The 25346-nt window shown below is 72.1% G+C and carries 25 protein-coding genes; 13 read left to right on the top strand and 12 right to left on the bottom strand.

Annotated features, from left to right (window positions below):
- The first annotated feature begins 5 nt into the window (after nucleotides 1-5).
- The 3 genes from KF837_34465 to KF837_34455 are packed head-to-tail and all read left to right on the top strand — an operon-like array spanning nucleotide 6 to nucleotide 2434.
- Nucleotides 6-1307, top strand: coding sequence for an ATP-dependent 6-phosphofructokinase (locus KF837_34465; protein MBX3232481.1), 1302 nt, complete (start codon nucleotides 6-8; stop codon nucleotides 1305-1307).
- Entirely contained in the window at nucleotides 1304-1939 is a 636-nt protein-coding gene (locus tag KF837_34460) for a universal stress protein (protein ID MBX3232480.1), read from the top strand. The genes KF837_34465 and KF837_34460 overlap by 4 nt, the downstream gene beginning before the upstream one ends.
- Nucleotides 1940-1981: 42 nt before the next feature.
- Complete coding sequence (locus tag KF837_34455) at nucleotides 1982-2434, top strand: hemerythrin domain-containing protein (GenBank protein MBX3232479.1); 453 nt, start codon at nucleotides 1982-1984, stop codon at nucleotides 2432-2434.
- A 2-nt stretch (nucleotides 2435-2436) separates the two neighbouring features.
- Here the strand turns inward: KF837_34455 and KF837_34450 are convergent, their stop codons facing one another.
- From KF837_34450 to KF837_34430, 5 genes are all read right to left on the bottom strand, one after another.
- Nucleotides 2437-2760 carry a hypothetical protein gene (locus KF837_34450; GenBank protein ID MBX3232478.1) on the bottom strand — a complete coding sequence of 108 codons (324 nt, stop codon included), beginning with the start codon at nucleotides 2758-2760 and terminating at the stop codon, nucleotides 2437-2439.
- 1399 nt (nucleotides 2761-4159) lie between these two features.
- A complete protein-coding gene (locus tag KF837_34445) occupies nucleotides 4160-4570 on the bottom strand; it encodes a hypothetical protein (protein MBX3232477.1) in 411 nt (136 codons plus the stop codon).
- Nucleotides 4567-5748, bottom strand: coding sequence for a hypothetical protein (locus tag KF837_34440; protein MBX3232476.1), 1182 nt, complete (start codon nucleotides 5746-5748; stop codon nucleotides 4567-4569). Before KF837_34440 ends, KF837_34445 begins: the two co-directional genes overlap by 4 nt.
- Nucleotides 5749-5758: 10 nt before the next feature.
- Nucleotides 5759-6412, bottom strand: coding sequence for a hypothetical protein (locus tag KF837_34435; protein ID MBX3232475.1), 654 nt, complete (start codon nucleotides 6410-6412; stop codon nucleotides 5759-5761).
- Nucleotides 6413-6420: 8 nt separating this feature from the next.
- Nucleotides 6421-7362 (bottom strand): hypothetical protein, encoded by a 942-nt coding sequence (locus KF837_34430; protein ID MBX3232474.1) that lies wholly within the window; start codon nucleotides 7360-7362, stop codon nucleotides 6421-6423.
- A 233-nt stretch (nucleotides 7363-7595) separates the two neighbouring features.
- On the opposite strand from KF837_34430, the gene KF837_34425 reads away from it, so the two are divergent.
- Nucleotides 7596-8210 carry a CBS domain-containing protein gene (locus KF837_34425; protein ID MBX3232473.1) on the top strand — a complete coding sequence of 205 codons (615 nt, stop codon included), beginning with the start codon at nucleotides 7596-7598 and terminating at the stop codon, nucleotides 8208-8210.
- A 49-nt stretch (nucleotides 8211-8259) separates the two neighbouring features.
- Here KF837_34425 and KF837_34420 read toward each other — a convergent pair whose 3' ends face one another.
- Genes KF837_34420 through KF837_34410 form a run of 3 tightly spaced genes read right to left on the bottom strand, consistent with a single transcriptional unit; the run spans nucleotide 8260 to nucleotide 10366 of the window.
- On the bottom strand, nucleotides 8260-8718 hold the full coding sequence (locus tag KF837_34420) for a DUF4149 domain-containing protein (protein MBX3232472.1): 459 nt from the start codon (nucleotides 8716-8718) through the stop codon (nucleotides 8260-8262).
- Nucleotides 8715-9902 carry an NnrS family protein gene (locus KF837_34415; GenBank protein MBX3232471.1) on the bottom strand — a complete coding sequence of 396 codons (1188 nt, stop codon included), beginning with the start codon at nucleotides 9900-9902 and terminating at the stop codon, nucleotides 8715-8717. The genes KF837_34420 and KF837_34415 overlap by 4 nt, the downstream gene beginning before the upstream one ends.
- Nucleotides 9899-10366, bottom strand: coding sequence for a hemerythrin domain-containing protein (locus KF837_34410; GenBank protein MBX3232470.1), 468 nt, complete (start codon nucleotides 10364-10366; stop codon nucleotides 9899-9901). The genes KF837_34415 and KF837_34410 overlap by 4 nt, the downstream gene beginning before the upstream one ends.
- A gap of 181 nt (nucleotides 10367-10547) precedes the next feature.
- Between KF837_34410 and KF837_34405 the strand changes: the two genes are divergently transcribed.
- The 8 genes from KF837_34405 to KF837_34370 are packed head-to-tail and all read left to right on the top strand — an operon-like array spanning nucleotide 10548 to nucleotide 18479.
- Complete coding sequence (locus tag KF837_34405) at nucleotides 10548-10700, top strand: hypothetical protein (GenBank protein MBX3232469.1); 153 nt, start codon at nucleotides 10548-10550, stop codon at nucleotides 10698-10700.
- Nucleotides 10697-13081 carry an HAD-IC family P-type ATPase gene (locus KF837_34400; GenBank protein ID MBX3232468.1) on the top strand — a complete coding sequence of 795 codons (2385 nt, stop codon included), beginning with the start codon at nucleotides 10697-10699 and terminating at the stop codon, nucleotides 13079-13081. The genes KF837_34405 and KF837_34400 overlap by 4 nt, the downstream gene beginning before the upstream one ends.
- Nucleotides 13069-13224 carry a cytochrome oxidase gene (locus KF837_34395; protein MBX3232467.1) on the top strand — a complete coding sequence of 52 codons (156 nt, stop codon included), beginning with the start codon at nucleotides 13069-13071 and terminating at the stop codon, nucleotides 13222-13224. Before KF837_34400 ends, KF837_34395 begins: the two co-directional genes overlap by 13 nt.
- A complete protein-coding gene (gene ccoN, locus KF837_34390) occupies nucleotides 13221-15539 on the top strand; it encodes a cytochrome-c oxidase, cbb3-type subunit I (protein MBX3232466.1) in 2319 nt (772 codons plus the stop codon). The genes KF837_34395 and ccoN overlap by 4 nt, the downstream gene beginning before the upstream one ends.
- The gene (locus KF837_34385; GenBank protein MBX3232465.1) at nucleotides 15536-15706 is read left to right on the top strand and encodes a hypothetical protein; all 171 of its coding nucleotides are present in this window, start codon (nucleotides 15536-15538) and stop codon (nucleotides 15704-15706) included. Before ccoN ends, KF837_34385 begins: the two co-directional genes overlap by 4 nt.
- Nucleotides 15703-16278: a c-type cytochrome gene (locus KF837_34380; protein ID MBX3232464.1), complete on the top strand. Its 576-nt coding sequence runs from the start codon at nucleotides 15703-15705 to the stop codon at nucleotides 16276-16278. The genes KF837_34385 and KF837_34380 overlap by 4 nt, the downstream gene beginning before the upstream one ends.
- A gap of 15 nt (nucleotides 16279-16293) precedes the next feature.
- The gene (gene ccoG / locus KF837_34375; GenBank protein ID MBX3232463.1) at nucleotides 16294-17799 is read left to right on the top strand and encodes a cytochrome c oxidase accessory protein CcoG; all 1506 of its coding nucleotides are present in this window, start codon (nucleotides 16294-16296) and stop codon (nucleotides 17797-17799) included.
- Entirely contained in the window at nucleotides 17796-18479 is a 684-nt protein-coding gene (locus tag KF837_34370) for a sulfite exporter TauE/SafE family protein (GenBank protein MBX3232462.1), read from the top strand. The genes ccoG and KF837_34370 overlap by 4 nt, the downstream gene beginning before the upstream one ends.
- A 4-nt stretch (nucleotides 18480-18483) precedes the next feature.
- Here KF837_34370 and KF837_34365 read toward each other — a convergent pair whose 3' ends face one another.
- The 4 genes from KF837_34365 to KF837_34350 all read right to left on the bottom strand — a co-directional run bounded on the left by KF837_34365 (nucleotide 18484) and on the right by KF837_34350 (nucleotide 23856).
- Nucleotides 18484-20370 (bottom strand): sulfatase-like hydrolase/transferase, encoded by a 1887-nt coding sequence (locus tag KF837_34365; GenBank protein ID MBX3232461.1) that lies wholly within the window; start codon nucleotides 20368-20370, stop codon nucleotides 18484-18486.
- A 246-nt stretch (nucleotides 20371-20616) separates the two neighbouring features.
- A complete protein-coding gene (locus KF837_34360) occupies nucleotides 20617-21894 on the bottom strand; it encodes a flotillin family protein (protein MBX3232460.1) in 1278 nt (425 codons plus the stop codon).
- Between the two features lie 48 nt (nucleotides 21895-21942).
- Nucleotides 21943-23220, bottom strand: a complete 1278-nt coding sequence (locus KF837_34355; protein MBX3232459.1) for a flotillin family protein — start codon at nucleotides 23218-23220, stop codon at nucleotides 21943-21945.
- A gap of 12 nt (nucleotides 23221-23232) precedes the next feature.
- Nucleotides 23233-23856: a hypothetical protein gene (locus tag KF837_34350; protein MBX3232458.1), complete on the bottom strand. Its 624-nt coding sequence runs from the start codon at nucleotides 23854-23856 to the stop codon at nucleotides 23233-23235.
- Nucleotides 23857-24043: 187 nt separating this feature from the next.
- On the opposite strand from KF837_34350, the gene KF837_34345 reads away from it, so the two are divergent.
- Nucleotides 24044-25321: a sigma 54-interacting transcriptional regulator gene (locus KF837_34345; GenBank protein MBX3232457.1), complete on the top strand. Its 1278-nt coding sequence runs from the start codon at nucleotides 24044-24046 to the stop codon at nucleotides 25319-25321.
- Nucleotides 25322-25346 lie beyond the last annotated feature (25 nt).

Here is a 25346-nt window from a genome sequence, read left to right as displayed (position 1 = left end):
TCGTCATGAGCGCTCATCGCACCGACATCCGCGAGCTCGGCCCACGCGCCGTCCGCTCGCCGCTCACGTCCGGCGGCTTCGTCGCCGACAGCGAGCGGATCCTCCGCGAGATCGAGCTGCCGCGCCCCGTCGCCGGCGGAGCTCCCCGCTTCTTCGAGCTCGCGGGTCCGCGCGCAGAGCTCTTCTTCGATCCCACCCGCGTCCACGCCGCGATCGTCACCGCCGGCGGCGTCTGCCCCGGCATCAACGACGTCATCCGCGGCCTCGTGCTCGAGCTCCGGCATCGCTACGGCGTCCGCGCCGTCACCGGCTTCCGGTACGGCTTCCGCGGCCTCGTCACCGCGCCGCCGATCGAGCTCGACCTCGCGTCGGTCGCGTCGATCCACATGACGGGCGGCACGATGCTCGGGACCGCGCGCGGCCCGGCCGATCCGCGCGACGTCGTCGACGTCCTCGAGCGCGAGGGCGTGCAGATGCTCTTCGTCGTCGGCGGCGACGGGAGCATGCGCGCCGCGCACGCGGTCGCGGAGGAGGCGGCGCGCCGGAACGCCGCGATCGCCGTCGTCGGCATCCCGAAGACGATCGACAACGACATCCCGTTCGTCGACAAGACGTTCGGCTTCGACACCGCCGTCTCGACCGCGCGCATCGCGCTCGAGGCCGCGCACGCGGAGGCGATCAGCGGCGAGCGCGGCGTCGCGCTCGTGAAGCTCATGGGGCGCCACGCCGGCTTCCTCGCGGCGCACGCGACGCTCGCGAGCCACGACGTGAACGCGTGCCTCGTGCCGGAGGTCCCGTTCGAGCTCGAGGGTCCGCACGGGCTCCTCCGCTGGCTCGATCGCCGGCTCGAGGCGCGCGGCCACGCCGTCATCGTCGTCGCGGAGGGCTGCACGCTGCCCGGCGCCAACGCGCGCGAGCGCGACGCCTCCGGCAACGAGCGCCTCGCGGCGGACGACCGCGACGTCGGGCGCCTCTTGAAGCGCGCGATCGAGCGGAGCTTCGACCGCGCGACGACGCTCAAGTACATCGACCCGAGCTACATCGTGCGCGCGCTCCGCGCGACGGCGGAGGACGCGACGTTCTGCGACGCGCTCGCCCGCAACGCGGTCCACGCCGCGATGGCCGGCAAGACCGACATCCTCGTCGGCCGCTGGCACCGGCGCTTCACGCACGTCGCGCTCTCCGACGCGCTGCGCGCGGACAAACGCCTCGACCCGAACGGCCCGGTGTGGCGCCAGGTGCTCGAGGCGACGGGGCAGCCATCGTTCGTCGCCGGCGCGCGGAGCGCCGAAAGGATCGTCGCATGAGCACCACGAGCACCAAGCGCACCGTCATCGTCGCCGCGGTCGACGACACCCCCGCCGCGGACGAGGTCCTCCGCACCACCCTCGCCGCCGCGCGCGGCTTCGACGCGAGCGAGGTCCACTTCATCAACGTCGCCGAGCCTCCGATCGTGGGCGAGCTCCAGCTCGTCCGTCTCGGCACCCTCGTCGACGAGGGCCGCGAGCTGCTGGCGCGGATCGCGGACCGGGCGCGCGAGGAGTACGCGGGGCGGGTCGAGGGCCACCTCGCGGTCGACCTCGCTCCGACGGGCATCTTGCAGCTCGCGACCGACCTCGAGGCGGACCTCATCGTCGTCGGGACGCACAACAAGCGGCGTCTCCAGCGCCTGGTCCTCGGCTCCGTGGCCCGCGCCGTCGTCGATCGCGCGCACTGCGCCGTCCTCGTCGCGCGCGCGCCCGACTACCCCACCAGCAACGCGCCCGCGATCGAGCCCGCCTGCCATCGCTGCGTCGAGGTGCAGCGCGCCTCCGGCGGCGCGCGGCTCTGGTGCGAGGAGCACTCTCGCCGCTCGCTCACGCCGCACCTGCACTACCGCGTCGCGCAGCCCTTCGCGGTCGGCTCCGGTCTCCTCCGACCGACGGGCTCGGGCCTCTGAACGGCGCGAAGCTTGCTTCGCACTCCAGTCGGAGGTGCCGCCATGAGCGACAAGAGCCCGCTGGAGTCCGTGCGAATGAAGGTCCTTCGCCAGCATGCCGAGCTGCGCGCGCGGCTGGGCTCGCTCGATCGCGCCGCGCCGTCGGCGACGTCACCCGCGGCGCGGACGCACCTGCGTTTGTCGCTCCTCCGCTTCGCGGCCGCGTTCGAGGAGCACCTCGCCTTCGAGGAGAGCGCGCTCGTCGACGCGATGCGCGACTTCGACCCGTGGAGCTCGGTCCGCGAGGCGAGGCTGCTCGAGGAGCACGCGGAGCAACGCGACCGCGTGGAGCGCCTATGCGCGATGGCCGACGAGGGCGGCGTGACGAGCGCCGAGCTCGCGGGCGAGGTGCACTGGTTCACGCAGGTCTTGCGCGACGACATGGTCGAGGAGGAGTCCCGCCTCGCCGACCTCATCGCGATCGAGGAGCACGGCCTCGAGCAGATGACGGGTTGACGCTACTTGCCCGCGGGCTCGATGCCGAGGCGCTCCTCGACCCGACGAAGCCGCGTCTCGTGCTCCCGCACCGTCTCTCCCATCGGCCCCAAGATGACGTTGTCGATGCGAGCGTTATGCTCCTGCACCACCCGCACGAGCCCCCTCAGGATCTCCGCAGTATCACGCTGCGCCGCCTCCAGCCCCACGATCGCAGTCGCGTGCCGAATCTGCTGCTCGACGACGCGATCGAGGCGGTCGTTCGTCTGGTCGATGCGATCGTTCGTCTTGCGCACCTCATCGCGAATCTCGCGGAGGATCGCGACTGTCAGCTCTCCCTCGGTCATTCCTCAACCTTAGCAGCTCTTATTCGTATTCAGCCTCGGGCTTCGCCCCGACACCCCAGACACGGCCCTCGCGCTCGGGGCCCGAGCTCCGCCGCCGAAACATGGCGCGCAACCGAAACACGGCGGCGGCCGCGCTCGCCTGCGCCCCAACGTGATGACCCCGACAACGCAGACGGTCGCGAGCTCCTCGCCGGCCAATACGCGCGTCGCAAGCGCGACGAACGCGCTCGCCCACGACGACGCGGACGCGAACATACCGTCGGCGGACGAGATGGGCGGCGCCGGGGGCCACGAACGCGCCTACACAATGCAGATGCAAGCGTCGGTTCGGCAAGCGCCTGCATACGATGATGATGCCTCGCGAGCGTCGGTTTCGCGGTGCTTACACGACGCGGGCGCGGCGGCCGTTCCCGCGCCGCTGTGCATGACGCGGACGCGTCGGCTTCGTGGTGCTTACACGGACCCGAGCGCGGCGGCCGTTCCCGCGCCGCTGTGCATGACGCGGACGCGTCGGCTTCGTGGTGCTGGTCGCGGGCGAGTGAGTGCGAGCGACGATCCGCGTCGGCGCGTCGGCGCGGATCGCTTCGTGGGTACGCGGTATCGCGGGAGGGGTGGATGACGCACGAGGTTGCTCGTTCGGGCCACAGGCCGTGTGGTGAAGCCGGTCGATGCCGCCGTGCCTGCCTGCTCACTTCGAGCAGTCGCCATCATGCAACCGCGACGAGCCGGAGGGTGGCTCCGTGACGGCAACGAGCCCGCGCCGCATCGGCCATCACGCAACCGCGACGAGCCGGAGGGCGGAGCCCCCGTGACCGCGACGAGCCGGAGGGCGGAGCCCGTGACGACGACGAGCCCGTCGTCGCATCGGCCGTCACGCAACCGCGACGAGCCGGAGGGGCGGAGCCCCGTGACCCCGACGAGCCGCGTCGCATCGGGCCATCACGCAATCACGCAACCGCGACGAGCCGGAGGGGCGGAGCCCCGTGACCCCGACGAGCCGCGTCGCATCGGGCCATCACGCAATCACGCAACCGCGACGAGCGGAGGGCGGAGCCCGTGACCGCGACGAACCGAGTCGCATCGGTCATCATGCAACTGAGCGGGGGGCGGCAAGCGGGGACCGGGGAGCGGGGCCGGGGCGGCGTGCCGGCGAGCGGGGGCGGCGTGCCGGCGAGCGGGGGCGGCGAGCGGGCGGGGGTTGGGTTGTGGACTCGGGGAGGGAGCTTTGGCGGGGGTTGGGTTGTGGACTCGGGGAGGGAGCTTTGGCGGGGGTGTGGGCGTGATGCGTGGCGGAAAGGCAGAGGCTCGCGATGCCGCATACCGAAGGCGTTGCAGTGGGCTGGAGAGTCGTGCGCGCCTAAAGAAAAATGGTTGTGCGATAGGCCTTTAGGTATGGGGGCTATGGGACTTCGCGGGTGCAGGTGGTTTTGGACCAGGCGAAGGACGTTGCGCTGAAGGTTGCGTCGGCGCAGGTGTCGGCGGCGCAGATGCGGTGGTTCAGGCAGTCGATGCGGAGCTCGAGCGTTCCGGAATTTGTGGTAATTTCGCCTTTACAGCCTGTATCGATGATTTCTACGAACGCCGCACCTTCATTGCATGCGAACGAGGCGTTCTGGCAGGCGGCGAAGCACGACGGCGCCGAGGTGTCGCGGCCGGCGGCGGGGCGCTCCTCGCCGTCGCCCTCGCGGTCGTCGTCGCCGGGGGCCTCGCGCGGCGGGGTGCTCGTCGCGGACTCGGAGGCGCAGCCGGCGAGCGCGACGACGACACCGAGGCCGAGCCCGAGCCCGAGCCCGAGGTGCCGCGCGATCATGCGAGCACCGCGTGTGGGTTCGCGCCGAAGGGGTTCTGGTCGACCTTCGCCGCCGCGGCGAGGCACTGCCAGAGGCCGGCGACCGACGGCGTGCCCGGCGGGAGCCCGACGCGCGCGTCGGTCTTGCCCGTCGTCGCGTTCTTGAGGTGCTTGCCGATGAGGAGGGCGGAGACGTTTCCTTGATGGTCGGAGCCGGGCAGGCTGCGGTGGAAGTCGCCGAAGAGCGCGACGACGACGTTGCGCTGCGTCGCGGCGGGGCCGTCGACCATGCGCTCGAGGAACGTCTTGAGGCCGGGCTGGATCCGGCGCGTCATCGAGTTGCGGACGCTGTTGCCGTTCGAGTCGCCGTGCGAGTCCCACGGGCCGTCGTCGATCGCGACGACCACGTTCGTGCCGGAGCGAACCATCAGCTCCGCCGCCGCCATCCGCGACGCGAACCCGCTCACCGCGGTGCCGCCGAGGGAGTAGGCGGCGCGGAACTCGTCGGCGTTGAAGGGCTGGACCGGCTTCTCGAGCGTCGCGATCGCGGCGGTGAGCCCCTGATCGATCGAGGTCAGCGACTGCGCGTTCTTCGCCGCGACCGAGCGCGACATCGCCTGCGCCGCCGCGATCCCCTTCGCCGTGCCGGCGCGGTCCGCGACGTCGGGGGCGTTCTCGGCGCCCGCGATCGCGTCGATCGTCGCCTGCATGTCGGTGATCGGCTGGAGCGAGACGCCGCCGACCGGGGCCGGCCGCACGCCGTTGGGCAAGCTCGCCTGCCCCACCACCGCCGCCTTGATCGCGCCGCTCCCGCCGATCGCGTTCGCGAGGACGAGCGGCGCGCTCTGGTTGCCCGCCGCGAAGAGGCTCCGCTGCGCGTTGCCGTGATCGCTGATGCCGTGGCGAATGCCGACCGACGCGACCTTCGCGCGCGCCGCGGCCGGGATCGCGGTCGCGAGCGCGTTGTCGACGACGACGTTGCCCATCCGCGTCGCGTTGTTCGCGGTGACGCCGAACGCGTTGCCGGTGAAGGCGTCCGCGCCGGTGAAGATCGCGTTGATGCCGCCGCCGAGGTAGACGAGGACCACCGCGGTCGGCTCCGGCGTCGCCGCGCGCGCGACGCCGATGCGCGTAGCGACCATCGCCCCGGCGCCAGCGGCGAAGGCTTTCAAGAGACCGCGTCGCGAGAGATGGCTCATCGTCGTCTCCTCAGTAGGTGGTGAAACCGGCGGACGTCATGATCGACGCGCACCCGTGCGCCCAGCGCCGCCGCGGCGTCTCGCTCGTCAGCGCGAGGACGAGATCGGCGCAGCTCTTCGTCTCGTCCGGGAGCGGGGTGCGCTGCCACGCCTTGTGCTGGAGGCTCGCGCACTCGCTCGTCGCCGTCGCCGCCGTCGGCGGGACGGCGTGCGGCGCGTCGTCCAGCGCGGCGTAACACGCGCTGAACGCGAGGGTGTACGTCGTGTAGAGGCTCACCGCGCCCGCGGTCGGCTCGATGTACCAGCGCGCGGGCACCTCGCCGAACGCGGCGGAGCTCTGCGCGAGCGCGGCCGGCGCGACGCCGATCGCGCGCTCCATCTCGGAGCGCATCGCAGTGTAGGGCTTCACCCGGCGCCGGTTCTCCGCGATCGCGCCCGGCTTGCGATCGGCGACGAAGTCGTTCTTCGCGAAGCCGACGTGCGGGGCGCCGACGTCGCACGATCCCGGCTGCGTGGGGTCCCCGCTCGCGCCGTCGTCGCCCTCCGCGCTCGACTCGTCCTCGGTGAGGGGGCGGTTCTTGCGGCGCCCGCTGAGCTGGTCGACGGGCTCGTCGCACGCGATGAGGAACAGGAGGAACGAGACGAGGGCGGTTCGCAGGCGCATGGTGGTCCTCATTCGCAGAACGTCGCGTCCTTCGCGACGGCGCGCAGGGCGGAGGTGATCTTCTTGTCGGCCTTGAACGCGGCGACGCAGCGATCGAAGACGGGGCCTTCGCACGAGGTCTCGGCGCGACCGTAGAGGTACTTGAAGGCGAGGCGGCAGGCGTTGACGTCGAACGCCTCGTTCGCGACGAGCGCCTCCGCGAGCTCGCGATCGTTCGAGATCGCGACGTCGCCGAGGATCGTCTGGCGCCCGTTCGTGGAGGGCTCGAACGTCACGTCGTCGCCGGCGCCGACGCGCTTTCCGAGGACGGCGGCGACGGAGTCGAGCGCGAACCACGGGGTGAAGTGACAGCCCGCGCACTGCGCCGCGCGCCGCCCCGCCGCGCTCACGTCGGCGTCGGGCGCGTTCGTCGACGCCGCGAGCTGGAGCCCGATGACGTTCTGCATCATGCGGTACGCGTAGACGATGCGGAGCCCCTCCGGCTCGTTCCCCGCGTAGCGCACCATCCACGCGCGGCTGTGGAAGTAGCCGAGACCGCCGAGGTCGATCTTCACCACCGCGGGCGAGCCCGGATCGTTCGCGTCTTGGAGCGCGACGTCGTAGCGGCCGACGAACATCTCCGACCACGGCTCGTCGTTCTCGAGGACGTGCTTCGCGAGGTAGTACGCGGCGTCCTCCGCCGGCGTCGCGCCGGGGGCCGGGTTCATCTGCGAGTTGATGAAGCGCGCGAACCGCTCGACGAACCGCGGCTCCTCGAGCAGCGCGTCGACGTCGGCCGGGCCCGCGGGCGCGCCTTCGCCGATCATCGCGGTGTAGAGCCGGGTCGCGCAGCGCGCGCTCCGCTCGCCGTCGATCGGCGCGTCGTCGGCGACCGCGGTTCGCGGCGCGATCGTCGCGACGAGCGCCGCGGCGACGATCGGGAGCACGGGCCAGAGAGTCCGAAGGGTCATCGTCGCTGCCTCCGCGAGGACACGACAGCAGCGCGTGTGCCGCCCGCGAACCCCCCAAATTTGCGGGAGAAATGGGCCTCTTGCGCATCGCCCCATGGCGCGCCGAGTCGCCTGGGCGACGCTTCCTCCGGCCGCGCGCGACGCTGGGTCGTCGAAGACTCATCGAAAACGCGAAACGATTGCGCCGGGTGGATCGCGCGCGCGTGGCGGCGACCTTGCATCCCTCCCGCCCCATGTCCGATCCGTACCGCCGGGCTCACATCGCGCACCCGATCCTCCGGCTCGATGTGCTCGCACCGGACGGAACGCGGCAGTCCGAGTACCGCGTCTTCTGCAAGAAGCAGCAGCGCGCGGTGCCGATGGCGACGTGCTGCGGCTGCGTTCATTGCGACTCGATCGACGCCGGGCCCGCGCCCTCGGTCAACTGCACCGTGCCGGCCGAGAGCGTCGCGCACGAGCCGGATCCGGACGGGCTCCACACCGCCGTCGGGCAGGTCCTCACCCACGGGGTCTCCGCGGTCGAGCACGGGACCTCGCTCCGCGACGCGCTCGCGCTGCTCCGGGCGGAGGACCGCCGCTCGCTGCCGGTCGTCGACGACGGCGGCGTCATCGTCGGCGTGGTGTACGACGCGGGCGCGCAGCAGCCCGCCTTGAGGGACGCGTGCGTCGCCGCGTCGATGTCGACGAGCCTCGCGGTCCCCGACACGACGCCGGTGCGACGCGCGCTCGAGCTGATGGCGGCGGCGCACCTCCGCGAGCTCACCGTCATCGACGAGCATCACGTGCCGCTCGGCACCTTCCGCGACATCGACGGCCTGCGCTGGCTCGTCGAGGCGCGGAAGGGCTGATGCACGGTCTGCGCGCCGACGCAGCCTTTGCGCCGCCGCGATTCGCCGATCAGACCCCTACCCCACGCACGAGCATGACCGCGAGCACGACGACGACGACGGAGAGGACGAGGATCGCGCGTCCCAGCTTCGCGGCGCGCATTCGGTCGCCGCGCCGGGCGTCGCGAGCGTGCGCGACGCTCGCGAGCGCGACGAGCGCGACGACGCCGAGCTTCGCCGCGAGCGTGTGCCCGAACGGCGACCGCCAGAAGTCGGCGGTCGCGAGCGCGGCGTCGAGCCCGCGCAGGTGGAGGTTCAGCGCGCCGGTGACGACGAGCGTCCCGAGCGCGTACCAGCCGACCGACGCGAAGCGAAGCCCGATCCCGTGGAGCAGCGCGCGCGCCCGCTCCTCGTCGAGCGTCCGCTTCGCGACCGGGACGACGACGAGCGCGAAGAGCCCCATCCCTCCGACCCAGAGCGCCGCCGCGAGCACGTGCACGACGACGACGAACGTGTAGAGCGTGCTCATCCCGCCTTCCCGTCCGCGCGCGGCGCGACGAGGATCGGGACGTGGCCGGCGAGGTAGAGCGCGAAGGCGAGGACCCACGCCGTGCCCGCGACCGCGAGCGTCGTCGTATACGCCGCGGGCCAGAGGGCAGGACCGGCCACGCGCGCGACGGCGGCGACGGTGATGCACGCGAACGCCGCGGTGGTGGCGCGCGCGGCCGCGAGCGGACGGCCGGTGTGCCCGAGCGCGACGCGCGCCATCATCCCGAGCGTGAGCGCGCCGATCGCGCCGAGCGTGAGCGCGTGGGTCGCGAGCGACGGCGGAGCGCCGGCGGCGCGCAGGAGGAGGCCGGCCGCGATCCAGGCGTGGCCGGCGTGGAGGATCCAGAGGAGCGGGTGCCGGCCGGTGTGCTGCGCGCCCCACCGCGCGGCGCGCGCGAGGACCGCGACGCCGGCCGCGCCCGCCACGAAGACGCCGGCGCGCGAGCCCGGCGCAACGACGTCGCTCGCGAGGACGCCGAGCATCGCCACGATCGCGATCCGATCGAGCGCGGGCGACGAGACGATGCCCTCGGCCTGCGTCGCGTTGCGCGTGAACATCGGCACGATGCGCCCCGCGATGACGACGCAGAGGAAGACGACGACGTCGAGCGCGACCACGAGCGCGCGCTGCGCCGTGACCGCGTCGCTCGCGAGGTGCACCGCGACGTTCGCGGCGGCGAGGACGCCGAGCACGGCGAGCATCACGAAGTTGCGACGGTTCCCGGTCGCGACGAGCGGCCGCGCGAGCACGACGGCGAGGAGCGGCAAGAACGCGAGGTCCACCGCCGCGATCGCGCCGGCGGGCAGGTGGAGCGGCAGCGTCATCACGACGCGCCCGAGCCCCCAGACGCCGGCGAGCGCGAAGAGCAGCGGCCCGGTCGCGGTCTCGCGCCCGGTCCAGTTGCCGACCGCGGTGAGGAGGAAGCCAGCGATGACGGCGGCGGTGTAGCCGAAGAGCATCTCGTGCGCGTGCCACGTCACCGCGTCGAAGGTCGGCGGCGGCGCGAGCTTCCCGAACAAGACGAGCAACCAGACCGGCACCGCGACGCACGCGAACAGGGCGGCGAGGAGGAAGAACGGCCGAAACCCCTTCCGCCCGATCGCGTACCCCGAGGGCGCGCTCGGCGTGGGGATCTCGCCGTGGAGCGGCAGCGCCCGATTCACGACGACCTCGGGCGGATCGGGCCTTCGTAGTACTTCGCGACCGGGACGGTCGGCTGCTCGCGGAGGCGCGCGACGACGTCGGTCGAGCTCGAGCCTGCGAGCGCGTCGCACGTAGCGTAGAGGCCCGCGTCGCCCTCCTCGAGCTGGTTGTGCCGCGCGAGGAGCTCGCGGAGCGCGGTGAGCGTCGCGGCGGTGGGCGCCCGCACGAGGAGCTTCGCGATCTCGCCGTGATCGCGGCGGAGGGCCGGCGCGACCGCGAGCGGCTCACCGCCCCGCCGCTCGCGCGCGAACGGGAGAAGCACCTTCTCTTCCATCGCGATGTGACGGAGGAGATCGTGGCGGAAGCGAGCGAACGTGGGCTCGTCGACGTGCCCGTCCTCGTGCTCGCTCGCGAGGAGCAGGCGATCGAGGCGGACATGGTCCTCGGTCATGAAGTGCTCGATCGGTCCGATCGCGGGTTGCATTCCGCGTGGCATAGCAACCCCCGCGCCGTCGTCACGCCGGCACGAGCCGCGCGATCCGCGCTCTTGCGGGATGCATTCGATGCATCTCTGCCCGCAGCTTTTGCGCCGATCGCCGGCGCACCGCGAAAAAAGCCCGGCGCGGCGCTCGGCACGCGCGGTGCTCTTTGCGGCGATAGTCCCCATGAGACCGGTCGCGCTCCTCCTCCTCGTCTTCCTGCTCGGCGCATGCGTCGTCGAGCGGTGCTCGTACGAGACCTCCGACGGCTTCGCCGCGGACGACCTCGACGCTGCGGCCGAGCTCGCGGAGGCGATGGAGCCGGTGGAGCTTCCGTGAGCGCTGTCGCACGGGCTCGCGCGCTCTGCCGTCATTGCTCCGAGCCGCTCCCCCGCGGAGAGCGCGGCGACTTCTGCTGCCGCGGCTGCGCGGAGGTGCATCGGCTGCTCGCGGGCGCGGGCCTCGAGCAGTACTACGCGCTCGGCGGCGGCCGCGGCTATCCGGTCCTCCTCCCGGAGGGCGCAGACCACAAGTGGCTCGAGCCGATCCTCGCGTCGCGACCGTCGCGCCTCGCGCTCGACGTCCAGGGGATCCATTGCTCCGCGTGCGTGTGGCTCATCGAGCAGCTCTTCGCGCGGATGCCGGGGGCCGGCCGCATCGTGGTGAACCCCGCGCTCGGCACGGCCGAGCTCGCGATCGACGAGACGTTCGATCTCCGTCGCTTCGTCGAGGACGTCGAGGCGTTCGGCTACCGCCTCGGCCCCGCGCTCAAGCGCACGAACGAGCGGCAGAGCGACCTCGTCTGGCGGATGGGGGTCTGCATCGCGATCGCGATGAACACCATGATCTTCGGGTTCGCGGTGTACAGCGGCCTCACGAGCGGCCCCGTCTATCGCCTCTTCCACGCGCTCGACTTCGGGCTCTCGCTCATCAGCGTGCTCGTCGGCGGCACCGTGTTCTTCCGCTCCGCGTGGACGTCGGTGAAGCAGCGCGTCCTCCACCTCGATCTCCCGATCGCGCTCGGCATCGCGCTCGTCTTCGCGAGCTCGACGTACACCTACTGGACGCGCGGCGGCGCCTCCTCGTACTTCGACACGCTCGACGTCTTCATCGCGCTCATGCTCGTCGGCCGCTTCCTCCAGGAGCGCGTCCTCGCGAAGAACCGCGCGATGCTCCTCGCGTCCGACGGCGCCGACGGCGTCCTCGTCCGCCGCCTCGCCGGCGCGACGGAGCCCGCCGGCGCGCGGGCCGAGCTCGTGCGCGCGACCGAGCTCGCGGCCGAGGACGTCATCCTCGCCGGGCGCGGCGACCTCGTGCCGGTCGACGCGGTGCTGCTCGAGGACGGGCCGCGCACGTTCTCGCTCGACTGGATCAACGGCGAGAGCGCGCCGCGCGTCTTCTCCCCCGGCGCGGTCGTGCCCGCCGGCGCCTTCGCGCAGGACGAGCGCGCCTCGCGCCTCCGCGCGCGCACGGCGTTCGATCGCTCCGCCCTCTCCGCGCTCCTCCGCACCGACACGCGGCGCGACGAGGACCTCCCCCGCGCGACGGACTGGCACCGGCGCCTCACGCGCGTGTACGTGCTCGCGGTCCTCGTCGTCGCGACGCTCACGTTCGCCGGCTGGCTCGCGGTCACGCGCGACGTCGCGCGCACCTTCGACGTCGTCGCGGCGGTGCTCATCGTCACGTGCCCGTGCGCCTTCGGCATCGCGACTCCCCTCGCCTACGAGCTCGCGCAGGCGTCCTTGCGGAAGGTCGGCCTCTACGTGCGAACCCCGGGCTTCCTCGATCGCGCCGCCGGCGTCGAGCGCGTCGTCTTCGACAAGACCGGCACGCTGACGACGGGCCGGCTCCAGGTGCAGGACGTCTCCACGATCGCGTCGCTCCACGAGCGCGATCGCCGCCGCCTCTACGCCCTCGCGGCGCAGAGCTCGCACCCGAAGAGCCGCGCGATCGCCGAGGCGCTCACCCGCATCGACGAGGCGCCCACGCTCGCGAGCGCCGGCGTCCGCGAGCTCCCCGGCAAGGGGATGGAGCTCGTGGAGGACGGGCACGTCTATCGCCTCGGCGCGCGCGGCTGGGCGCTCGCGCCGGCGGAGCTCCCCTCGCTCGAGCGCCGCGCGCCGCGCGTCGACGTCGTCTTCACCCGCGACGGCAAGGTGCTCTCCGAGATCGCGACGACGGAGGAGCTCCGCCGCGACGCGGCCGCGGAGCTCCGCGCGCTCGAGCGCCTCGGCTACGAGACGTTCCTCCTCTCCGGCGACGGCGCGGCGGCGACGAAGGAGCTCGCCGCGACGTGCGGGATCCGCCCCGAGCGCGCCTTCGGCGGCCGGAGCCCGGAGGGCAAGCGCGAGTGGCTCGCGCGCGCCGGCGACGCGCCGACCCTCTTCGTCGGCGACGGCATCAACGACAGCCTCGTCGCGGAGGCGGCGGAGTGCGCGGGTACGCCGGCGATCGATCGCCCGTTCATGGCCGCGCGCTCCGACTTCTACTTCGTCGCGCCGGGCCTCCGCCCGATCCGCGCCGCGCTCCTCACCGCGCGCCGGCTCGCCTCCGTCGTGCGCCTGAACCTCGGCGTGGCCCTTGCCTACAACGCGATCACCGTCTCGCTCGCGGTGATGGGCCTCATGACGCCGCTCCTCTGCGCCGTGCTCATGCCCGTGAGCTCGCTCTCCACCGTCCTCGTCACGACCCTCCGCCTCGAGAAACCATGGACATCCTGATCATGCAGGTCTTCGTGAGCCTCGGCCTCGTCGCCGGCTCGGTCCTCCTGTTCCTCTTCACCACCAAGCAGCGTGACTTCGATCACGCCGATCGCCTCGCGCTCCTCCCGCTCGAAGACAAGGCCGAAAACAAGAAGCCATGAGCACCCTGACCACACGCATCACCTACGAAGACGACACACCGCGGAGGTTCGTCGCCGCCTCGGTGCTCTGGGGCATCGTCGGCATGCTCGTCGGCGTCGTCGCGGCGCTGCAGCTCGCGTTCGCGCCCGCGAACGTGCACGCGATGCTCTCCTTCGGGCGCCTCCGGCCGCTCCACACGAACGCCGTCATCTTCGCGTTCGTCGGGAACATGATCTTCGCCGGGATTTACCACTCCACCCAGCGGCTCCTGAAGACGCGCACGGCGAGCGATCTCCTGTCGAAGATCCATTTCTGGGGCTGGCAGGCGATCATCGTCGCCGCCGCGATCACGCTCCCGCTCGGCCTCACGCAGGGCAAGGAGTACGCGGAGCTCGAGTGGCCGATCGACATCGCGATCGCCGGGATCTGGATCGTCTTCGCGGTCAACTTCTTCTGGACCCTGGCGCGGCGGAACGAGAAGCACCTCTACGTCGCGCTCTGGTTCTACATCGCGACGATCGTGACGGTGGCGATCCTCCACGTCGTCAACTCGCTCGCGATCCCGGTACTGGGCACTACGCTGAAGAGCTATTCGGTTTACGGCGGCGCGCAGGACGCGCTCGTGCAGTGGTGGTACGGCCACAACGCGGTCGCGTTCTTCCTCACGACCCCGGTGCTCGGCATCATGTATTACTACTTGCCCAAGGCGGCGGGGCGGCCGGTCTACAGCTACCGGCTCAGCATCATTCACTTCTGGGCCCTCATCTTCGTCTACATCTGGGCGGGCCCGCACCATCTCCTGAATACCGCGCTCCCGGATTGGGCGCAGACGCTCGGGATGATCTTCAGTCTGATGCTTTGGGCGCCGTCGTGGGGCGGAATGCTCAACGGCCTCCTCACCCTCCGCGGCGCCTGGGCGAAGGTGCGGAGCGAGCCGGTCCTCAAGTTCTTCGCCGCCGGCGTCACCTTCTACGGAATGGCGACGTTCGAGGGTCCGCTCCTCTCGATCAAGAGCGTCTCCGGCCTCGCGCACTACACCGACTGGATCATCGGCCACGTCCACTCCGGCGCGCTCGGCTGGAACGGCTTCATGGCGGCGGGGATGTTCTATTTCCTCGTCCCGAAGCTCGCCGGCCGCGAGCTCCACTCCAAGCGCCTCGCCGACTTCCACTTCTGGATCGGGACGTTCGGGATCCTCCTCTACATGGCGGCGATGTGGATCAGCGGCGTCACGCAAGGGATGATGTGGCGCGCGACGAACCCGGACGGCTCGCTCGTCTATCCCACGTTCGTCGAGACGCTCGAGGCGATCAAACCGATGTACTGGTTCCGCCTCGTCGGCGGCTCGATGTACCTCGCCGGCATGGTGCTGATGGCCTACAACCTCGTGCGCACCGGCATGAGCCGGCGCGCGATCGAGACGACGGTGGACGTGGTGCCGCTCGCGCCCGCGCCGGAGGTGCCTTGGCGCGACGTCGTCTTCTCGCGGCCGATCGTCCTCGTCGTCGTCGTGCTCGGCCTCGGCGGCGCGGCGCTCGCCTCGAACACCTTCACGAGCCCGCTCTTCCTCATCCTCGCGGGCTGCGTCGGCGTGTTCGGCGCGATGGCGACGCAGGCCGCGCGGAACGGCCACGGCGCCGGGTTCCACCGCATCCTCGAGGGGCGCGCGCTCCTCTTCACCGTCCTCGCCGGCCTCGCCGTGCTCGCCGGCGGCGTCGCCGAGCTCGTCCCCGCGCTCGTGGTGAAGCCGATCGAGGCGGCGGACGCGAAGCCGTACCGCGCGCTCGAGATCGAGGGCCGCGACGTCTTCATCGCGGAGGGTTGCTACACGTGCCACTCGCAGATGATCCGCCCGATGCGCTTCGAGACGCTGCGCTACGGCGATCCGTCGACGCTCGCGGAGTCGAGCCTCGACCACCCGTTCCAGTGGGGGAGCAAGCGCACGGGGCCGGACCTCGCGCGCGAGGGCGGCAAGTACCCGAACCTCTGGCACTACCACCACCTCGTCGATCCCCGCGCGATCACGCCGGGCTCGAACATGCCGGCCTACGCCCACTTCTCGCACGAGAAGCTCGACCTCGCGCGCACGGGCGACAAGCTGCACGCGCTGAAGCAGGTCGGCGTCCCGTACACCGACGAGCAGATCCGCGCGGCGGAGGCGGACGCGCGGGCGCAGGGCGGCGAGATCGCGGCCGACCTGGCGAAGGAGGGAGCGGAGGTCGCGCCCGACACGCAGATGGTCGCCGTGATCGCCTATCTCCAGCGCCTCGGGAAGAAGCCGGCGCCGCCGGAGAAGACGAACGAGGCCGTGTCGCTCGAGGAGGGCAAGCGATGAAATCCGAGCTCCTCGCGAAGAGCCCGCTCCTCCTCCTGCCGCTCGCCGCGTTCGTCCTCTTCCTCGTCGTCTTCGCGACCGTGCTCTTCGTCACGATGACGCGAAAAGCGCGCTCCTACGACCCGGTCGCGCGCCTCCCCCTCGACGACGACGGAGACGAATCATGAAAGAGGAACCGAAGCCGGACACCGTCATCCACGAAGTGGACGGGATTGCCGAATACGACAACAAACTACCGAACTGGTGGCTCTATACCCTCTACGGCTCGGTCGTCGTCGCGGTCGGCTACTGGTATCTTTATCAAACCACCGGATTCGGCAATACGCCGGCGCAGGCCTACCAAGAGGAGCTCGACCGCGCCGCCGCCGCGCAGGCGATGCAGCTCCAAGTCGGCGAGGCCACGCCGGAGTCGCTCACGGCGCTGAGCCGTGACCCGAACGCGCTCGCGCTCGGCAAGTCGGTGTTCACCGCGACGTGCGCGGCTTGCCATCGCAACGACGGCGGCGGCACCGTCGGCCCGAACCTGACCGACGAGTTCTGGCTCCACGGCGGCGCGCCGGAGAAGGTGTTCAAGACGATCGCGCTGGGGGTCCCCGACAAGGGGATGCCGGCGTGGCAAGCGCAGCTCGGCGCGTTGAAGACGCAGGCGGTGACGGCGTACGTCCTCACCCTCCGCGGCACGAACGCCGCCGGCGGCAAGGCCCCCCAAGGCGAGCGCGAGACGCTGAGCGCCCGCTGACACGAGAAGCAGCCGATGGCCAACGTCGACTCCCCGCGCCCGTCCCCCAAGCGCCGACTGCCGCTCGTCGACGACGCCGCCCCCGGCGTCGGGTCGCGAGCGCCCGAGCGCGACGCGGACGGCGCCGTCCGCGCTGGCTCGTTCGACGACGACGCGTTCATCCCCGGCGCGGGGTCGCTCGGGCGCGACGGGAAGCGGCTGCGGCCTTATCCCGCCGACGTTCGCGGGCGCTTCGTGCGCGCGCGGCGCGTCGTCTACTACGGGCTCATCGTGCTCTGGGCGGCGCTGCCGTGGATCCCGATCGGCGGGCATCCGGCCGTGTTCCTCGACGTCGAGCGGCGCGTCTTCTACCTCTTCGGCGCGACGTTCAACGCGCAGGACCTCTGGCTCGCGTTCTTCCTCCTGAGCGGCTTCGGCTTCGGGCTCCTGTGCGTCACCGCGCTGCTCGGGCGCGCGTGGTGCGGGTGGGCGTGCCCGCAGACCGTGTTCACGGAGGCGGTCTTCCGTCCGATCGAGCGCCTCGTCAACGGGCCGCGGAACGAGGCGCTCCGGCGCGCGAGCGCCACCGCCTCCGCGGACGCCGTCGTCCGGCGCGTCGTCACGCACGCGCTGTACGCCGTCGCCGCGTTCCTCGTCGCGCACGTGTTCCTTGCCTACTTCGTCTCGCTCCCCGGCCTCTTCGCGATGATGAGCACGCGACCGCGCGCGCATCCGGAGGCCTTCGCGTGGATGCTCGGCACGACCGCCCTCGTCTACGTCGCGTTCGCGGTCTTCCGCGAGCAGTTCTGCGTCGTGATGTGCCCCTACGGGCGCCTCCAGTCCGTGCTCCTCGACGACGACGCGCTCGTGGTCGGCTACGACGTGCGCCGCGGCGAGCCGCGCGGCAAGGCCGGCGCAGCGGACACCGGCGACTGCGTGGACTGCAAGCGCTGCGTCGTCGTCTGCCCGACCGGCATCGACATCCGGGAGGGCCTCCAGCTCGACTGCATCGCGTGCACCGCCTGCATCGACGCGTGCGACGAGGTCATGGACCGCCTCGATCGGCCGCGCGGGCTCGTCCGCTACGACTCGCTGCGGGGCCTCCGTGGCGAGAAGCGACGCGTGCTGCGCCCGCGCCTCGTCGCCTACGCGACGCTGCTCGTCGTCGGCTTCGTCGTCGCCGCCGTCGCCGCGCGCGGACGGGAGCCGTTCGAGGCGAACCTGCTTCGCCTCCCCGGCGCGCCCTACACCCGCGACGCGGGCGTCCTCCGCAACGGCTTCGAGGTCCACCTCGTCAACAAGGAGTCGGCGCCGATGACGTTCGTGCTCGAGCCGGGCGACGGCAACCAGGCCGACCTCGTCATCCCGATCGCGACCGTCGAGGTCGCCGCCACCACGAGCCGCCGCATCCCCATCTTCGCGACCGTCCCCGAGGACCACTTCGCCGGCCCGCGCCCGGTCGTCGTCCGCATCCGAACCGATCGCTCCCAGCGCGAGGTCCGCGCGACCTTCCTCGGCGCCCGCGCGGCGGAGGTCCGATGAGCGCGCTCGTGGCGGCGGCGGCGCTCGCCGGGCTCTTCGGCGGCGTGCACTGCGCGACGATGTGCGGGCCCGTGACCGCGGTCGTGTGCGCGCGGGAGCGCGCGGGCGGGCACGCGATCGCGTTCAACGCGGGGCGCGTCGCGAGCTACACCGCGCTCGGCTTCCTCGCCGGCGCGCTCGGATCGTGGACGGTGGGGCACGGCCTCGATCCGCTCCGCTTCGCCCTCCGCGCCGTCGCCGCGCTCGCGATGCTCGCGGTCGGCCTCCACCTCGCCGGCCTCCCCAGCTACGTGCGCCTCGTCGAGTCCGCCGGCGCGCCGATCTGGCGCCGTATCGCGCCGCTCGCGCGACGGCTCCTCCCCCTCCGCACGCCGTGGCACGCCTTCGCCGCGGGCGGGCTCTGGGCGCTCATGCCGTGCGGCCTCCTCTACGCCGCCCTCGCGATGAGCGCGTCCGCTTACTCCGCGCAGGGTGGCGCGCTCGCGATGTTCGCCTTCGCGGTGGGCACGCTCCCGATCATGCTCGGCCTCGCCGCGCTCGCCGCGCGCCTGATGGCCCGCCCGATCGTGCGCCGCCTCGCCGGCCTGGTGGTGCTCCTCTGCGGGCTCCAGGCCTTCGCGAGCGTCGCCGCGCAGGCCGGCATCGTCCCCCAGACGAGCTCGCACTGCGAGCGTCCGTGACCGCTCACGGACGAGGGAAGAGCGGCGAGCGAACGAGCCGATCGAGCAAGCGCACGCCCTCGGCCGGCGCGTTGATCGAGCTCTCCTCGGCGCCGGCCAGGTCGTAGAGGTGGGCCTGTCCTTCGCGCAGGTCGACGACGAGCTTGCGCTCCGCCGACTCGAGGAGGCCGAGCTGCACGAGCGTCCCGTCGAGCATCGCCGAGAGCAAGATTGGCAGCCGGCGCCCGGAGGTCCGATCGGTGAGGAGGTCCTCGCCGTGGCAGCGATCGTCGTCCGGGACCGGGCCGATGAAGCGCGCGAGCGTCGTCGGGACGTCGATGAGCGACACCGGCGCGTCGATCCGCTGCGGCGGGAGCCCGTGGGCCTCGACCGCGAGGGGCACACGGACGAGCGTCTCCCAGAGGTAGGTCGAGTGCCACCACTGCCCGTGCTCGCCGAGCCCCTCACCGTGGTCGGCGAGGAACACGATCACGGTGTGATCGAGCAGCCCCAGGTCACGGAGCCCGTTGCGCAGCCGCGCGAAGCTGCGGTCGACCGCGCGCGCCGCCGCGCGGTAACGCCACGGCAGCCCCTCCGTCTTCGAGAGCTGCGCCTCGTCCGCGATCTCCTCCATCGGTCGATCGGGGAAGTGGATCCACTCGTGGACGTCGAAGTCGTAGAGCCAGAGGAAGAACGGGCGCGAGCCCTCGTCCTTCAGCCACGTGAGCGCGTGGTCGACCAGCGTGTTGCCGGTGAGGAGGACGGTGCCGCGCCGGTCCTCGATCACGTCCTGGTGATCGAACCGGAACGTCGGGAAGAACGCCTGGTGGTAGTCGGCCGCCTCGCGCGGGATGAAGAGGGCGCTCTTCATCCCTCGCTCTTGCGCGACGCGGAGGAGCGCGGGCGGCTCGGTCGGGCTCACGTCGTAGCGGCAGCCGAGGAGCGGGGGGAGAGACTGGAGCGTGCTCGAGGCCGGCGCGTACGCGCGCGAGAACGAGACGTGCTCGCGCATCCACCGCGCGGTCTCCGGCATCGTCGCCTCGTCGAAGGCCACGTCCGCCCGCAGCGCGTCGACGAAGAAGAAGACGACGTTCCACGGCCGCGAGTCGTCGGGGATGACCGGCCGCGCGACGCGCGCGCGCCACGCCTCGTCGAGGCGCGTGTCGTGGAGCTCGTAGCGCTTCGTCAGGTGATGCGCGCCGGCGGGGTCGCCCGAGACGCTCCCCTTGTCCGCGATCCGCTCCAGCACGCGGAGGCGGCGGACGACGCGACTGAGGTAGATGCGGCGGCCCTCGGCGTTGTCCGGCAGCGCGGCGTCGAGCGCGGCGCGCGCGTGCTTCGACGCGGACAACACGAGGACCCACGCGAGCATCGCGACGGCGGCGCCGGTGACGAGCCGCCGCGCGCAACGCCGGTTCAGCAGCGCCGCGACCGCGACCGTCATCGCGATGCAACCCACCGCCTCGACCACCGAGTGCGCGCGCTCGTAGAGCGACACGAGCACGAGGCGGTCGACCGCGATCGCCGCGCAGCCGGCGAGCGCGCACGGCACCCACGGGAGCGGCCGCCGGCGTCGCGCGGGCGAACGAACGTGCGCCGCCGCCAGCCACGCGACGACGGACGCCGTCACGGCGAGGAACGAGAGGAGCAACGTGTAGCGCCACGCGCGCGTCCCCGCGACGAGCGCGGGCGTCCGGAGCGCGTAGTGTCCGGCCAGGAACACGAGCGCGCCGACGTACGCCGCGACGAGACGGCGCCGCGTCACCGGCCGCCGGACGCGCGTGAAGAGGCGGAGCGGGACGGCCATCGCCACCATCACCGTGCCCGCCACTGTGCCGGAGGCGAGGAACGCGGCGAGCATCGCGACGAGGCTCGACGTCCGCGGGGTCACGTCGGCGAGGAGGTCGAGCACGCACAGGCCAAGCCCACAAAGCGAGCTCGCCGCCACGATGAGGGCGGGCTCGCGCAGGAGAGACGAAGCCTGTTGGACCGAGGTGCGAATGGGACGAGTCGTAGCACCCTCTCCCGCGGAAGGGACGCCGCGCGAGCACGATAGCCGACGGGCCGGCGCTCGCGCGGAGCAGGACGAGGATTCTCGCATACCGGCCGAAAGCCGGCGCCCGTCTCGTCCCCGCGAAGACGCGGGGCCCCCTGCGACTCAAACGTCCGACCGCGCCGGGGCGGCCTCCCCCACCCCGAGGGCGGCGGCGACGCGCGAGGCCGCTCCCACCACGTCGACCCCGAGGCCGGCCCCGATCTCGACCGCCGCGAGCTTGCTCGTCGCCGCGAGGCTCCGGCCCTCGCCGTGGAGCCGGCCGTCGATGACGGTGACGTTCTCGATCGGGAGCTCCGCGACCGTGTCCAGCATCTGCCCCGCGAGGGTGCCGAGCCGCTGCGCGACGAAGATCCGGCGCGCCTCGCCGCCGGCGCGGTTCCAGGCGCCCGAGACCTCCGTCAGCGAGCGCGCCTGCGCGCGGCCGTTCTCGACGATGCTCGCGACGGCGCCGCGGGCGAGCGCGATGCGACGCTCCCGCTCCGCCTCCGCCGCGCGGATGCGGTCGGCCTCGAGCTGGAGGCGGATCTGCTCGAGCCGCGCGCCCTGGACCTCGATCTCGGCGTCGGCGCGGGCGATGAGGGCGACGACCTCGGCGCGCGTCTCGGCCGCGAGCGCCTCGCGCTTGCTCTGCGCGTCCACGATCCGGCGCAGCACCTCCGCGCGCGTCTTCTCGACGTCGGCGTCGATCCGCGCGAGCGACCGCGTCTCGAAGTTCGCCGCTTCGCGCTCCGTGGAGAGCGCGCGGTTCTCCGCCTCGGCTACGCGCGAGCGCATGATGAGCTCCGCGGACTGCCGGCGGCCGAGGCTGTCGAGGTAGCCCTTGTCGTCGGAGACGTGCTGGATCTTCAGCGTGTCGAGGACGAGCCCCAGCTTGCGCAGATCGCTGTCGGCCTCGTGGAGCAGGCTCTGCGCGAACTTCACGCGGTCGTGGTTCACCTCCTCCGGCGTCAGGGTCGCGAGGACGCCGCGGAGGTTCCCCTCCAGCGTCTCCTTCGCGACCGTCTCGACGAGCTTCCGCGGCTTGCCGAGGAAGCGCTCGATCGCGTTGCGGATGACGGGCTCCGTCGACGCGATCTTCACGTTCGCGACCGCGTTGACGTTGAGCGGGATGCCGCCCTTCGAGTACGCGCCCTCGACGCGGACGTCGACGATCATGTTCGTGAGGTCGAGGCGATCGACCCGCTCGAGGAGCGGGATGAGGATGCCGCGTCCGCCTTGGACGAGGCGGTACCCGAGCGCGCGATCGCCCTGCCGCCGCTGCGTACCGGAGAAGACGAGCACCTCGTTCGGCTGACAGATGTGAACGAGCTTGTTGATGATGGCCATGACCGAGGCCACGGCGAGGACGGCGACGACGACGATGACTACTGCGACGATCAGCATGCTACGGGCTCCAATTGGGGAAAACAGGTAACGGGGTCCTTTGGCTCATTCGGCGTCGAGCTGCTCGGCCCGGAGCGCCGACCGGAAGTCGACGCCGAGGGTGTCGGAGACGCGCGCGAGGAGCATGTCCACGGTGGCGGGGTAGGCGGCGGCGTAGCGGGCGATCGACGCGCCGTCGCCGGCGTCGACGAGCGAGGCCTGGCGCGCGTGGATGCTCGTCGCGGCCGCGGTCGCGCGCGAGAACACCTCGTCCACGTGCTGGACGACGATCATGTCCATCGCGCGCGGACCGCACTCCGACCACGCGTCGTGGACCTGCGTGAGCGCCTCGGCGACGGCCTCGCCCTTCGCGACGATCGCGGCCGCGTCGCCCTCGGCGAGGAGGCTCTGCACGCGACGCTCGATCTCGGCGGGGATCGTCACGTCGGCGGCGAGGCGCATGCGCTCGACCTCCGCGCGGCGGCGGTGGAGCTCCTGCTCGGCCTCGGCGCGCACGGCGCGGCCGACCTGCGCCGTCCGCTCCTCCTCCGAGAGCGCCTCGCGCGTGAGGTCGGCGATGGTGCGGCGCGCCTCGTTCTCGCGCCGCTGCACGTTGGCGCTCGCCTGCGTCTTCGCGACTTGGGCGCGCGCCTCCGCTTCGGCCTCGACCTTCTCCGCCATCCGCACCGCGTCGGACTCGGCGACGACCGCGGAGCGGAGGATCTCCGCGATGCGGCTCCGGCCGAGGCTGTCGAGGTAGCTGCGGTCGTCGGAGACGTTCTGGATCTTCAGCGTGTCGAGCTGGAGGCCGAGCTTCGCGAGATCGGGCCCCGCCTCGTCGCTGAGGCGCTCGGCGAACTTGAGGCGGTCCTCGTTCACCTCCTCCGGAGTCATCGTCGCGAGCACGCCGCGGAGGTGCCCCTCCAAGGTCTCCTTGCTCACGCGCGCGATCTCGTGCGCGCTCTTGCCGAGGAAGCGCTCGACCGCGTTGCCGACGACGTCAGGCTCGCTCGAGACCTTCACGTTCGCGATCGCGGTGACCGCGAGCGGGATCCCGCCCTCCGAGTACGCGCCGCTGATCGACATCGGGACGGAGATGAGGGTCACGTCCATCCGATCGACCCGCTCGAGGATCGGCAGCCGGAAGGCGCGCCCCGAAGAGACGATGCGGAACCCGACGTCGTGCCCGTTCGCGGTGCGGCGGCGGCGGCCGGAGAAGACGAGCACCTCGTTCGGGCGGCACACGTGGAGGAAGCGGCTGGCGAACGACGCGACGGCGAGGACGAAGACGACGAAGACCAGGCCGCCGGCGGCGGCGATGACGGACTCGATGGCTAGATTCACGGACGTGTCCTTTCATGGCGAGGGGTCGAGCTTGGAAGGAAGGGAAGCGACGAGCGCGACGCCGTCGTCGCGGATCGCGTAGACGAAGACCGGCGCGGCGACCGCGAGGGCGAGCTCGTCGTCGCTCTCCGCGTCGAAGTCGACGGTCCGGCCGTCGACGTGGACCCGGACGCGACCGCGGCTGCCGCCCTCGATCGGGAGGACGACGGTGGCGCTCGTACCGACGCACTCGCGCGCGCCGAGCGAGCTCGAGACCTCGTCGCGCGCGACCAGCCGCATGAGCGCCGACGAGCCGACGCCGGCGGCGTACCCGAGCGCGGCGGCGACGAGCGCGGTGGCGAAGGCGCCGAGCGGCGAGAGCGCGGTGAGGAGCGCCCCGGCGAGCCCGCCGAACGCGAGGAAGAACGTCCAGAAACGGAGCGACGCGAAGGGAAACGCGGTGAGCGCGACGGCGGCGAGCGTCGACGTGACGCCGCCCGAGACGGCGTGGTCGTCGCCGTCCCCGTGCGCGTCCGCGTCCATGTCCACGTCCCCATCGACGTCCACGTCGACGTCCGGGTCGTCGCCGCCTCCGATGACGGAGAACAGCAGCAGCACGCCGCCCGTCGCGAATCCTGCGAGGTAGAGCCCAATCACTTCATCCTCCCTTGCGAAAAGACACGATGCGAAGCGCGTGCCACGCGGTCATCTCGCTACGTTCGCGCGCCGAGGCGGCGTGCTCGAATGCAACGCTACATTTTGCTAATGTATATTTCGTCAGTAGGGATGATTTGCAGCGGAGGGAAGGATGGGAGCAGCGACGAACGCGGACGTAAGAGCCCTCTTGGAAAATCCGTTCGACGGCCCTACGGATCGCGTCGCGGCGTCCATCGCCGCGTTCGTGAAGAAGGGCAGCGCCGAGTCGCTCCTGCGGAGCGCGCTCGATCGTGGGGATCCGCACACCGTCGAGCGCGTCGTGCTCGCGGCGGCGCACGCGTTCGCCTGCGCGTCGCCGGCGCGCGCTGCGCACCTCTTCGCCGACCTGGTCACCTCTCACGTCGCGCGCTCGCTCCCGCGTCCGCGCAGCGAGTACCTCGTCGTCGGGGCGGCGGCGGGTCGATGCCTCCGCGCGCTGGGCGCGCTCCGGGGCTCGAGCTCGGCCATCGTCGGCGTGTGCCGCGCGGCGTGGGCGGCGTGCTTCGGCGACTCGCTCGTACACGCGCTGGTCCTGGCGCGCGTGATCGACGACCACGACGTGTTGATCCTCGGCGAGACGGGCACCGGAAAGGAGGCGGTCGCGCACGCGATCCAGGAGGGCTGCCTCGGACCGAAGGACGGCTCGCCCGCGCCGCACGCGTCGCTGAACGCGGCCGCGGTCCCGGACACGCTCGTCGCGGCGGAGCTGTTCGGCCACGTGAAGGGCGCCTTCACCGGCGCGAACGACACGCGCCTCGGCCGCATCCGCACCGCGCACGGCGGCTCGCTCTTCCTCGACGAGGTCGGCGACCTCGGGGTGAGCACGCAGGTGAAGCTCCTCCGCGTGATGGAGACCAACGAGCTGAGCCCGCTCGGCTCGGACCGCACCTACCGCGCGAGCTGCCGCTACATTTCGGCGACGCACAAGGACCTCGCGAGCATGGTCGAGGCGGGCCACTTCCGCCGCGACCTCCACCAGCGCCTGGCGGGCACCGTCATCCGGCTGCCTCCGCTGCGCGACCGGCCGGAGGACATCCCCGCGATCGGGCGCGCGTTCGTCGATCGCTACCTCCCGGCGAGCTCCCTCGACGAGACGCGCAAGCGGATCGACACGTGGCTGACGAGCCGGGAGGCGCGCCGCCACGCGTGGCCGGGCAACGTGCGCGAGCTGCAGAACGCGCTCCGGAACCTCCTCCTCGGCCTCGAGCCCGGCGTCACGCCCGCGGCGGGGAGCCACGAAGCCCAGGCGCGCGAGGCGCTCCCGGCCGAGATGCGCGACGCGACCGCGACGCTGGACGACGTCGTCGACTGGTACGTCGCGCACGTGCTCGCGCGGAGCGCCGACAACGTCGCCCACGCCGCGCGGATCCTCGGCGTCGACCGCAGCACGGTCCGCCGCCGCACGCGCGCGTACGCTTCCTCGTGACATGCCCCTGTCCGCGGAGCAGATC

The organism is Labilithrix sp., assembly GCA_019637155.1.
GTDB lineage: Bacteria > Myxococcota_A > Polyangia > Polyangiales > Polyangiaceae > Labilithrix.
The sequence above is the reverse complement of the archived record's forward strand: the minus strand, read 5'-3'. Positions and strand labels throughout refer to the sequence as shown.